The following is an 11,797-nucleotide window of genomic DNA, read 5'->3' as shown; positions in this document are numbered from 1 at the left end:
AGCAACATCTATCAACGGATCTGCTTGACGATGCCCTTATCACAAAGAGTAAGCTAATTACTGCTCAAGCAATCGTTGATCGGTTGTAGCCGAAAAAATAAGGAAAACAGATCATGTCACAAACCACGCTGCTGGTGCTACAGGGGCTTTCCTGTGTCAAATGTATACAAAGCGTTAAGCAAGCTTTAGTGCAAGTTAACGGTGTTGAGCAACTTGAGGTCACACGGCGTTATGCCAAGGTGGAGGGGGTAGCACTGGCGGAAAGCTTAATTGCAGCGGTTGGCAATGCGGGTTATGCCGCACAACTGGCGAGCGAGCCTGATGTTACGCTGCAACTCTCTGGGCTATCTTGTGGTCACTGTGTTAATCGTGTTCAGCAGGCTTTAGCATCACTGCCCGGTGTGGTGATGGCTGATGTGAGCATTGAAACTGCCAAGGTTTATGGTGAAGCAAGCGCAGAGCAGTTGATCGCGGCGGTGAGTGCGGCAGGCTATCAAGCACTATCGGCAGCGGTTGCAGTAAAAAAAACTGAGCCACTGACTGCAACAGGTGTCAGGTTGCCGAAAGCGCAGTCAGTGGCGAACGATGTTATTTCGGCACCCGCCAGTTTGCTGACCGCGACGACAAGTGCAGCAGCCAGTGACATCTCATCGGTGGCCGCTGAAGAGCAGAGCCATTGGCTACTGTTGAGTGGCATGAGTTGCGCTAGTTGTGTCAGTAAAGTCCAAGCGGCACTACAACATGTACCTGGCGTCACTCTGGCGCAGGTCAACCTGGCGGAACGCAGCGCAATGGTGGTGGGCAAGGTGGCAGCAACCGCATTGATTACAGCGGTTGAACAGGCTGGCTATGGTGCTGAGATCATCGAAGATGAGGCGGTGCGGCGCCAACGGCAGCAGCAAAGATCACAGGCAAGCATACGGCGTTTTCGCTGGCAGGCGATGTTAGCCCTGGCTCTGGGTATTCCGTTAATGGCCTGGGGGTTGTTTGGCGGCAGTATGATGTTAACGCCAGCGAATCAAACCGGCTGGTTGGTTGTTGGCGTACTCACTCTGCTGGTGATGGCGCTTGCCGGTGGCCATTTCTACCGTAATGCCTGGTCTGCATTGCAGCGAGGCGGTGCGACGATGGATTCGCTGGTCGCACTGGGAACCGGCTCTGCTTGGCTATATTCGATGGCCGTTAATCTTTGGCCAGACTTTTTCCCGCTTGAGGCGCGTCACCTCTACTACGAAGCCAGCGCGATGATTATTGGCTTGATTAATCTCGGGCACGCGATGGAGCAACGAGCACGGCAACGTTCGTCGCAGGCGATTGAACGTCTGCTTGATCTGACCCCGCCCACTGCACGCCTAGTTACCGCAGAGGGGGAGCAGCAGATCCCATTGGCGCAAGTGCAACTCGGCATGATACTGCGGCTGACCAGTGGTGATCGTATTCCTGTTGATGGTGAGATCACGCAGGGGGAGGTGTGGATCGACGAAGCGATGTTAACCGGAGAGGCGCTAGCGCAGCAAAAGAGCATTGGTCAACGGCTACATGCCGGCACCTTGGTTGAAGATGGCAGCGTGCTGTTTCGTGCCGAGGCGATTGGCAGCCAAACGACACTGGCACGCATCATTAAACTGGTGCGTAAAGCACAGGGCAGTAAGCCAGAGATGGGGCAACTGGCTGATAAAATTTCGGCAATTTTTGTTCCGGTGGTGTTGCTGATTGCGCTGTGCAGTGCGGCGATTTGGTACTTTTATGGCCCTGAACCGCAGTTGGCGTATATGTTGGTGATCATCAATACCGTGCTGATTATTGCTTGCCCTTGTGCATTGGGCTTGGCGACACCGATGTCGATTATTGCTGGTGTTGGGCGCGGTGCTGAATTGGGGGTGTTGGTACGCGATGCGGCAGCGCTACAGCAGGCGAGTGAGCTGGACACGCTAGTATTTGATAAAACCGGTACCTTAACGCAAGGCCAACCGAAAGTGGTCGAAGTTATTACCTTGAATCAGGTGAGCGAACAGCAGGCAGTCGCTTGGGCGGCTGCGCTGGAGCAGGGTTCCCACCATCCATTGGCTCGGGCGATTGTCGAACGTGCTAACGGTATCGAGCTGCCAGTGCTGCAACAATTTCGTACCTGGCGTGGCGCGGGCGTCAGCGGTGAAGTCGCAGGCGTATCGCTGCTGTTGGGCAATAGTGCGCTGTTGCAGCAGAATCAGATCAGTGATGAAGCGCTGCAAAGCGAGATGATGCGTTTCGCCGAGCAGGGGATCACGCCGGTACTACTGGCGGCAAATGGTCAGCCGGTGGCGCTGTTTGCCATCCGCGATCCGCTGCGTAGCGACAGTGTGAGTGCTTTGCAGCAGCTACGCCAGCAAGGCTACCAATTGGTGATGCTGACTGGTGACAATCCGGTCACTGCGGCAGCGATAGCACAACAAGCAGGGATCGAGCAGGTGATCGCCGGCGTGATGCCTGAAGGTAAAGCGCAGGCGATCCAGCAGCTTCAGGCACAAGGGCGTCGAGTTGCGATGATCGGTGACGGTATCAACGATGCTCCAGCGTTAGCGCAGGCAGATGTTGGGATTGCGATGGGCGGCGGCAGTGATATTGCGATTGAAACGGCAGCGATCACTTTAATGCGCCACAGTATCCAGGGTGTCGCAGATGCATTAGCATTGGCAAAAGCGACCTTGAGCAATATTCGCCAGAATCTGTTCGGTGCTTTTATCTACAACATACTCGGGATCCCGATTGCTGCCGGCGTGCTCTATCCGTGGACAGGAACGCTGCTCAGCCCTGTTATCGCTGGAGCGGCGATGGCGCTGTCATCGATTACAGTGGTGAGCAATGCTAACCGACTGTTACGTTTTAAGCGTTAGCACTAATGGTTACTGCCAATTCACATGCTATTGCACTTATGTTCTGGCGGTAGCCCAAGCAGCCAGTGTGTGTCCTGGTTGCTAAGTGGCGGTTGGGCATTGGCGCCGAGTGCCTAAAAGAGACAGCTTGATAAGGGGATAGCTTGATAAAGCGTGCTGTGCAGCTTGCACTGTCAGTACGGAGGGCACAGAATGAACAACACTGATTGATGGCTCGTTCTCACCGCCTGTTTTACTGATGATAGCGAGTATATGAAGTTGTTAGCCGAGACTGGCCAGTCTCGGCATAGCGAACTGGAGATGTAGCCTAACGGAAACTTGGCAGCAGCAGCTAACCACTCCCGGCACTCTTCTGCATTATCCAACAATCACATCGGCGCAATCAGAACGGTGGTTATGTTTCAGGCAGACTCCCCAATAATTTACCTTTTAACCAGGCTATTAATATGAGTGAAGCGAGTGGATCTTCTACACCATCAATAACAAAAAGTGCATTAAAACGACCTACTTTTGCCATTTTGGGTGCAATCAGTGTTTCACACCTGCTGAACGATATGCTGCAATCGCTGATTTTGGCGATCTATCCGCTACTGCACAGTGAGTTCAATCTCAACTTTGTCCAGATTGGCATGATCACCATGACCTATCAGTTTACTGCCTCGCTATTGCAGCCGCTGGTTGGCTACGCCACGGATAAAAAACCGCAGCCCTATTCGTTACCGATAGGGATGGGGTTTACCCTTACGGGTTTGCTACTGCTGGCATTCGCCAACACATTCGCGCTGGTGCTACTGGCTGCGGCGCTGGTTGGCACCGGTTCGTCGATCTTCCATCCGGAATCGTCGCGTGTTGCCCGTATGGCCTCTGGTGGTCGGCATGGTTTGGCGCAGTCGCTATTTCAGGTTGGTGGCAATTTGGGTACCTCTCTCGGGCCATTACTGGCAGCATTGCTCATCGCCCCTTATGGTAAAGGCAATATTGCCTGGTTTTCATTGGCTGCGTTGCTAGCAATTGTGGTGTTGCTTCAGGTGAGCAAGTGGTATCAACTGCAACAGCAGAGTTATCAGCGTAGCGTTAAAGCCGCACAGTCGATTAACCGGTTACCACAACGCACGGTGGTACGTGCGTTAGTCGTTCTGCTGTTGCTGATTTTCTCTAAATATATCTATTTGACCAGTATCAGCAGCTATTACACCTTCTATCTGATCGAGCGCTTTGGTGTTTCGGTGCAGAGTGCGCAATTGCATCTGTTTGCTTTTCTGTTTGCAGTGGCAGCCGGCACCATTATTGGGGGGCCATTGGGTGACAGGATAGGGCGCAAATATGTTATTTGGGGTTCCATTCTGGGTGTTGCGCCGTTTACGTTGGCACTGCCCTATGCCTCTCTCTATTGGACTGGTGTGCTTACGGTGATCATTGGGATCATCCTAGCGTCCGCTTTCTCGGCGATTTTGGTGTATGCCCAGGAGTTGATCCCAGGCAAAATCGGCCTGATCTCTGGGTTGTTTTTTGGTTTTGCTTTTGGTGTCGGTGGGTTAGGTGCAGCAGTGCTGGGGTATATTGCCGATTTAACCGATATTGTGTTGGTTTATCAAATCTGCGCTTTTTTACCGTTGCTGGGCATTATCACCCTATTTCTGCCAAATCTTGAACAACAGCGGCACTAAATCGCGTTAATTGGCTAGGTTGTGGTAAAAAAACAGTAATCAGCCAAGCAACTAGTGAATAAATATCATAAACTGGACATCTTTCGGTAATGCTGGTTGTTGCTGTTTTCGGCAGTAGGAGAAGAAGAGATGCATAATGCGACCCCATTGATCAGCACCATCGTGGGTGGTTTGGGCCTGGCCTTTCTGCTAGGCATGTTGGCAAATCGCTTACGTATCTCTCCGTTGGTCGGTTATTTGGCCGCTGGGGTATTGGCCGGGCCATTTACGCCAGGATTTGTCGCCGATACGTCACTGGCGCCACAACTGGCCGAAATCGGAGTGATCTTGCTGATGTTCGGCGTTGGGTTGCATTTCTCGTTAAAAGATTTGTTAGCCGTGAAGTCGATCGCGATCCCCGGTGCGGTGGCACAAATTGCGGTAGCGACACTACTCGGTGTTGGGTTATCCCACCTTATGGGATGGGATCTGATTTCTGGTTTAGTGTTTGGTCTCTGCCTGTCAACTGCCAGTACGGTGGTGTTGCTGCGTGCGCTGGAGGAGAGGCAATTAATTGATAGTCAACGCGGGCAGATCGCGATTGGTTGGTTAATTGTAGAAGATTTGGCGATGGTGTTGGTGCTGGTGCTTCTGCCAGCGGCCAGTAATATGCTGAGCAGCGATAACAGCAATTTGATGCAACTGCTACGTGAATTAGTGATCACGCTGGGCAAGGTTTTTGCTTTTATCCTGTTGATGATTGTGGTGGGGCGGCGTGTGGTGCCTTGGATATTGGCAAAAACGGCCGGTACTGGTTCGCGTGAGCTGTTTACCTTGGCGGTGCTTGCATTAGCTTTGGGTATTGCTTACGGCGCGGTCGGGCTGTTTGGGGTCTCGTTTGCGCTAGGTGCTTTTTTTGCTGGCATGGTGCTTAATGAATCAGAGCTGAGTCAGCGTGCTGCACATGACACACTACCGCTGCGTGACGCATTTGCCGTGCTGTTCTTTGTCTCAGTTGGTATGTTGTTTGATCCCATGATCCTGATTGAGAAACCGCTAGCAGTGCTGGCAACGCTGATGATTATTCTGTTTGGTAAATCGTTGGCGGCATTTCTGCTGGTGAAACTGTTTGGTCACTCTAAACGCACTGCGTTGACGATCAGCGCCAGTTTGGCTCAAATCGGCGAGTTCGCTTTTATTCTGGCTGGGCTGGGTGTCACGCTGGGTATGATGGAGCCGACAGCGCGCAATCTGGTGCTCGCCGGCGCTATTTTGTCGATCATGCTTAATCCGCTACTGTTTAGCTTGCTGGAACGCTATCTGGAAAAAACCGAGACAATTGAAGACCAGATTTTTGAAGAAGCGGTAGAAGAGGAGAAGCAGATCCCGGTTGATATGTGCAACCATGCGTTACTTGTTGGTTATGGCCGTGTCGGCAGTGTGCTGTGTGAACAACTGCAGCAGAACGGGGTGCCGCTGGTGGTGCTGGATAATTCGCGTAGCCGGGTTGAGGCGTTACGCGAACAGGATATTAAGGCTGTTTATGGTAACGCGGCCAATGCCGGGGTGATGGAGTTGGCGCGCATTGAGTGTGCGCGTTGGTTACTGGTCACCATTCCTAATGGCTACGAGGTCGGTGAGATTGTTGCCGCAGCACGTAGCAAACGGCCAGAGTTGCAAATTATTGCCTGTGCCTACCACGATGATGAGTTGAGTTACATCACCGAACATGGTGCTGATCAAGTGGTGATGGGGGAGCGTGAAATTGCTCAGAGTATGTTGACGATGCTAAAACTTGAGCAACCCGAAGCGGCGGATGCTGCTTCGGGTTCACCTGCCAGTGCGGTTGCCCCCTAGTTTGTGCGCTCCAGTTGCTGCATCACCAGTTGTTGCAGCAACGCGATATGGGCATCGTCATCATTCAGCGCCGGAATATACTCAAACCGCTCGCCGCCAGCAGCAACAAAAAGCTGCCGGTTCTGTTGGTTAATCTCCTCAAGTGTCTCTAAGCAGTCGGCGGAAAAACCGGGGCAGATCACCTGAATGTGGCGTACACCCTCGGTCGCCAATTGCGCTATTGTCTCATCGGTGTTGGGCAGTAGCCAAGGCTCACGACCGAAACGCGATTGATAACTCATCACTAACCGTGTTGCGGTTAAATCCAGCTCAGTCGCCAGGGCCTGGAAAGTCGCTTCACAGCGCTGGGGATAGTCATCACCTTGATTAGCGTAACGCTGTGGGATGCCGTGGAATGAGACCAGCAGACAGTCCGGTATGCCATGTTGTGTCACTGCGCGCATCACACTGTGCTTTAATGCGGCAATATAGGCTGGATGGTCGGCATAGTCGCGGATAAAGTGTATTGAGGGCAGACGGCGATATTGTTTCAGCCGCTCGGCGATAGCATCCCATACAGCGGCGCTAGTGGAGCAGGAGTATTGAGGGTAGAGTGGCAGGATTATCAACGCGTCTAGCTTGTTAGCCAACAGCTCATCCAGCGCACTGGCCAAACTGGGTGAGCCGTAGCTCATACCTAATACAACCGGTATATTGCCTAATTGTGCCGCTAACCGCTGTTGCTGCCGACGGCTATAAACCAGCAAGGGTGAACCCTGCTCCATCCAGATCTCTTGGTACAGCTTTGCTACCCGTGCCGCACGCCTTGGCAGGATGATGCCATTCAAGATCGGCCACCAGAGAAGGCGGGGAAGATCAACCACTCGACGATCAGAGAGAAACTGCTTTAAATAGCGCTTTATCGCCCGAGGCGTAGGCTCATCCGGGGTGCCTAGGTTTACCAGCAATACTCCAGTTTGTTGCTCTTTCATTGATGTGGTGATCTCCTGCTGCCAGTAGTGATTGGCTGGTTAATCTATCACTGCTGCTGGCAGCCAGAAAACATTAAATGTTGCTGTCGAACAACATACCAACATAGAGCGGAAAGAGTTCGGTTAAGCGGCTGATTTTAATCGCGCATTTTTTTTCAATACACTGGAGTCGATAGCGCAATGTGTTGATATGGATATGTAAACTTGATGCAGTTGCATTCAAATCAGCATGGTGATGAAGATATTGTCTCAGGGTGTGACGCAGCACGCCGTTTTTATCCTGTTCGGCGAGTTGTTGCCAGGGTCGGCAGAGTTCTTCAATGCGCCAAGGCTGCGCAACATCACAGAGCAACGCGGGTAGTGCGTGTTGCTGATAAAATAGCAGCGAGTGATCAAGCTGCTGTTGACGCGCTAGGTTTTGCACGGCACGGGCTGTTTGTAGTGAGCGGTAGGGGGCATCTTCTGCGTCAAAAAAGCCACCAACAATCAGGCGAAAACGACACTGTTTTTGTAGTGTGCGCTGTAGCTGCTGCGCCTGTTTTTGTTCTTGTGAAAATTGCCAGTGGCGCTGTTTATGGCTGGCAGGGCGTAGTAGCACCAACTCATTAAACTGTGGCTGGGTGATGAGTGCATCAGGCTGGCTGCGTTGCAACTCTGCGAACACATTTTGTAGTGTTACCGCTGTTGGTTGATACAGTTCAAGTAGCCAGACGATGAGCGGTTGCTGAAGATCCCAATCCAGATAGGCCGCCAACTCTTGTGGTAATCCGGTTTGACGTGTGGGTTGCAGCAACTGGTTGGCCAGTGCTTCACGGTAGTGCTTTTGCCACTGATGCTGCTCAAGCATCGCGGCCTGTTCAACCATCAACTCTGCGGCCATTTTTACCAGTTCAGCATAGGCACGCACTGTAGTGGGATCGCCAGAAATACCAATAGCTCCTATGCGTTGCTGACGAAAGTTGAACGGTAGGTTGACACCGGGTTGCACACCTTTCAATTGACGAGCGGTTGCACTGTCTATTTCTACCACTCGATTCTCGGCTAATGCGAGCAGTGCCCCTTCATGGCATTGATACAGGCGACTGGGGTCACCAGAGGCAATGATCACCCCGTTGCTATCCATCACATTGACTGAGTGAGGGATGATATGCATTGCGCGTTGCACAATCTGGCGGGCGGTAGCCTGTTGTAGAAAGTTTGCTTGCCTGATCATCCATTCCTCTCTTGGTTAGGTTAACCGATTGGCAGCAGGTATGTGTGGTTAATGAGACGGGGTATGGCAAGCAAGCCAGCAGACGTTGTTCGTGTTGGGCAACGTGTTAGGTTGCCCATGCTGTATTGTTTGCCGTGGTTAAGTTCAGTTGTGCTGCTTTATAGAATGTTGGCCAGCTCAGCACTGACTTCGGTCACTTGACGCGTTCCGTCGATGCAGTGGTATTGTGTGTTGCCAGCCGCTGCTTCCTGACGATAGTAGCTAATCAGTGGCGCGGTCATTTGATGATATTCGACCAGACGTTTGCGCACCGTCTCTTCCTGATCATCTTTACGGATGGTAAGTGCTTCTCCGGTGATATCGTCGTGATCGGCAACTTTGGGTGGGTTGTATTTGATGTGATAAACGCGACCAGATGGGGCATGAACACGGCGACCTACGATACGATCGATAATCAGCTCATCGGGTACATCGAACTCCAGTACATAATCGACGTTGATGCCTGCTTCTTTCATCGCGTCGGCTTGTGGAATGGTACGCGGGAAACCATCGAGCAGGAAACCCTGCTGGCAATCTGGTTGTGCGATACGCTCTTTTACCAGCGCAATAACCAGCTCATCTGTGACCAGTTTGCCAGCATCCATTATTTCTTTCGCCTGCTTGCCCAGTTCAGTACCGGCCTTGACGGCTGCACGTAACATATCACCCGTGGAAATTTGCGGAATGCCATATTTCGCCATGATGAATTGAGCCTGTGTGCCTTTACCTGCGCCTGGGGCGCCTAGCAGAATGATACGCATTGCGTAAATCCCCTTGCTCTGTGTGATTACAAATTGTTTAGCTATCGGTTTATCTATCAGTGACTAACAACCAGTTACCAGCAATTCGAGCGTGCCAGCAACTTGCCTGCGTTTAGGGTGATGCCCCATACCAAGCGGCAGTTGAGCTGGCTTGGCGTGGTTTCAAATTTTGTAACATTACCAAACCAGTAACCTTACCATTTTATCGGGGTATGGCTCAAGGTTGAAGCGGCAGTAAGTGGCCGAGTTAGCCTCGGTTTGCTGTGTTTGTCAAAATACAGTGTGATGGTTGGCAACCTGAACAGCGGTGTGTAAAGCGGCGGATTGATCGACACCAGGCGCTATGTTGCTAACTCGGCTTGTTGCTTAAGTCAGTTTGTCAGCTCTGCGAGTGAAGGGGGTGAATAACAGCATTATCTAAACGGTGTTGTCAGCAAATGAGCAGTTATCTTAGCCGTGTGTTATACCAGGGCAGTGGATCTGCCCTGGTTGATTTACCCGCATATAGCAGTGATCGAGAATCGAGTAACCGCTTAGGCTCCGAGCAGTTTATTGATGCGGCGGATAAACTGGTTAGGATCTTCCAGTGTGCCGCGCTCTGCCAGTAGCGCTTGATCCAGCAGGAGTTCGATCCACTCAGCAAACTGTGCTTCATCTTGCAATTCAGCGGCACGTTTGACCAGAGTGTGATCTGGGTTGAGTTCGAAGATATACTTCACCTCGGGTGCCTCTTGCCCAGCGGCAGCAAATAGCTTCGCCATTTGGGTGCTCATCTCGTTGGCATCGGTGGTGATGATGGCCGGTGTATCGGTTAAACGATGAGTCAGTCGCACATCTTTCACTCGCTCACCGAGCAGTGTTTTAACTCGCTCGATAAATGGCTCAAGCTGTTTTTCGGCCTCTTTCTGCTCTTCGCTTTCATCAGCTAATTTTTCCAGATCTTCATCTGCTTTGCTGACTGACTGGAATGTTTTCTCATCAAATTTAGTCAGATAGCTCATCATCCACTCGTCGATACGATCGGAGAGCAGCAGTACCTCAATGCCTTTTTTGCGGAACAGCTCAAGGTGTGGGCTGCTCTTCGCCGCAGCGTAGCTGTCTGCGGTGATGTAGTAGATTTTTTCTTGGCCTTCGATCATGCGGCCAACATATTCTTCCAGCGAAACGGTTTGCGCCGAGCTGTCACTGTGGGTAGTGGCAAAGCGTAGCAGTTTGGCAATCGCTTCTTGATTGCTGTGATCTTCCGCTGGCCCTTCTTTGAGTACTAAACCAAACTGCTGCCAAAACTTCTGATAGTTTTCACTATCATCTTTCGCCATTTTATCCAGCATTTGCAGTACGCGTTTGGTCAATGCGCCACGCAGGTTCTGCGTAATGCGGTTGTCCTGCAAAATTTCACGCGAAACGTTGAGTGGTAGATCGTTAGAGTCGATCAGCCCGCGTACAAAGCGCAGGTAGTTAGGCATGAACTGTTCTGCGTCATCCATGATAAATACGCGCTGAACATAGAGTTTTAGGCCACGTTTATGGTCACGGTTCCACAGATCCCACGGCGCTTGTGCTGGGATGTAGAGTAAGCTGGTGTACTCCTGTTTACCTTCAACCCGGTTGTGGCTCCAGACGAGTGGATCAGAGAAGTCATGGGCGATGTGTTTATAAAACTCTTTATATTCATCATCACTGATATCTGACTTGCTGCGTGTCCAGAGTGCTTGCGCTTTATTGATTTTTTCCCAACTAACGGTAACGCTGTCGTCTTCTTCGTTTTCGTTTTTGGTCTCAATTTCCACAGGCAGGGCAATGTGATCAGAGTATTTACCAATCACCGAGCGTAAACGCCAATCGCTGAGGAACTCATCTTCACCTTCACGCAGGTGCAACGTAATTTCGGTGCCACGATCAACTTTGCTGATATCGGCGATGGTGTAGTCACCCTCACCGGCAGACTCCCAGAATACCGCTTGGTCTGCACTGGTACCCGCAGCGCGTGTGCGCACGGTAACTTTGTCAGCGACGATAAATGCTGAGTAGAAACCAACACCGAACTGGCCAATCAACTGGCTATCTTTTGCCTGATCAGAACCGATCGACTCCAGGAAAGCTTTGGTCCCTGATTTGGCGATGGTACCTAAGTTGTCAATGACTTCGTCACGCGTCATACCGATGCCGTTATCGGAGATGGTCAGGGTGCGTTGTTCTTTATCAAAGCCGAGACGTACACGCAGTTCACCATCACCTTCATAAAGCTCGGGCTGCGACAGGGCACGAAAACGTAATTTATCAGCCGCATCAGAAGCATTCGAGATCAGCTCACGCAGAAAAATTTCTTTATTAGAGTAGAGCGAATGGATCATTAAATGCAGTAACTGCTTGACTTCAGATTGAAAACTACGGGTTTCTTGACTTTTCATACTCATTGATTACCTCAAAGACAGTC

The 11,797-nt window shown here is 51.3% G+C and carries 7 protein-coding genes; 3 read left to right on the top strand and 4 right to left on the bottom strand.

The window, feature by feature from the left end:
* Positions 1 to 113 precede the first annotated feature (113 nt).
* The 3 genes from copA to ybaL all read left to right on the top strand — a co-directional run bounded on the left by copA (position 114) and on the right by ybaL (position 6,376).
* Complete coding sequence (copA, locus tag EOJ37_RS06175; protein ID WP_127958936.1) at positions 114 to 2,873, top strand: copper-exporting P-type ATPase CopA; 2,760 nt, start codon at positions 114 to 116, stop codon at positions 2,871 to 2,873.
* A gap of 446 nt (positions 2,874 to 3,319) precedes the next feature.
* Positions 3,320 to 4,540: an MFS transporter gene (locus EOJ37_RS06170; RefSeq protein ID WP_127958934.1), complete on the top strand. Its 1,221-nt coding sequence runs from the start codon at positions 3,320 to 3,322 to the stop codon at positions 4,538 to 4,540.
* A 129-nt stretch (positions 4,541 to 4,669) separates the two neighbouring features.
* A complete protein-coding gene (ybaL, locus tag EOJ37_RS06165) occupies positions 4,670 to 6,376 on the top strand; it encodes a YbaL family putative K(+) efflux transporter (RefSeq protein WP_127958932.1) in 1,707 nt (568 codons plus the stop codon).
* Here ybaL and hemH read toward each other — a convergent pair.
* The 4 genes from hemH to htpG form a co-directional block, all read right to left on the bottom strand.
* Positions 6,373 to 7,347 (bottom strand): ferrochelatase, encoded by a 975-nt coding sequence (gene hemH, locus EOJ37_RS06160; protein ID WP_127958930.1) that lies wholly within the window; start codon positions 7,345 to 7,347, stop codon positions 6,373 to 6,375. The two genes, ybaL and hemH, sit on opposite strands and share 4 nt — an antisense overlap.
* Positions 7,348 to 7,420: 73 nt before the next feature.
* Positions 7,421 to 8,560 (bottom strand): sugar diacid recognition domain-containing protein, encoded by a 1,140-nt coding sequence (locus EOJ37_RS06155; RefSeq protein ID WP_127958928.1) that lies wholly within the window; start codon positions 8,558 to 8,560, stop codon positions 7,421 to 7,423.
* A gap of 158 nt (positions 8,561 to 8,718) precedes the next feature.
* Complete coding sequence (gene adk / locus EOJ37_RS06150; protein ID WP_127958926.1) at positions 8,719 to 9,360, bottom strand: adenylate kinase; 642 nt, start codon at positions 9,358 to 9,360, stop codon at positions 8,719 to 8,721.
* Between the two features lie 533 nt (positions 9,361 to 9,893).
* Entirely contained in the window at positions 9,894 to 11,771 is a 1,878-nt protein-coding gene (htpG, locus tag EOJ37_RS06145; RefSeq protein ID WP_162473660.1) for a molecular chaperone HtpG, read from the bottom strand.
* Between the last annotated feature and the right edge of the window lie 26 nt (positions 11,772 to 11,797).

Origin of the sequence: Serratia microhaemolytica, from assembly GCF_004011885.1 — a bacterium.
Taxonomy (GTDB): Bacteria; Pseudomonadota; Gammaproteobacteria; order Enterobacterales; family Enterobacteriaceae; genus Serratia_G; species Serratia_G microhaemolytica.
This window is presented reverse-complemented; position numbering and strand designations above follow the sequence as displayed.

What these genes read in the sequence shown, in the direction of transcription:
- copA (WP_127958936.1), top strand. Translation starts at nt 114, where the DNA reads ATGTCACAAACCACGCTGCTGGTGCTACAGGGGCTTTCCTGTGTCAAA.
- EOJ37_RS06170 (WP_127958934.1), top strand. Translation starts at nt 3,320, where the DNA reads ATGAGTGAAGCGAGTGGATCTTCTACACCATCAATAACAAAAAGTGCA.
- ybaL (WP_127958932.1), top strand. Translation starts at nt 4,670, where the DNA reads ATGCATAATGCGACCCCATTGATCAGCACCATCGTGGGTGGTTTGGGC.
- hemH (WP_127958930.1), bottom strand. Translation starts at nt 7,347, where the DNA reads ATGAAAGAGCAACAAACTGGAGTATTGCTGGTAAACCTAGGCACCCCG.
- EOJ37_RS06155 (WP_127958928.1), bottom strand. Translation starts at nt 8,560, where the DNA reads ATGATCAGGCAAGCAAACTTTCTACAACAGGCTACCGCCCGCCAGATT.
- adk (WP_127958926.1), bottom strand. Translation starts at nt 9,360, where the DNA reads ATGCGTATCATTCTGCTAGGCGCCCCAGGCGCAGGTAAAGGCACACAG.
- htpG (WP_162473660.1), bottom strand. Translation starts at nt 11,771, where the DNA reads ATGAAAAGTCAAGAAACCCGTAGTTTTCAATCTGAAGTCAAGCAGTTA.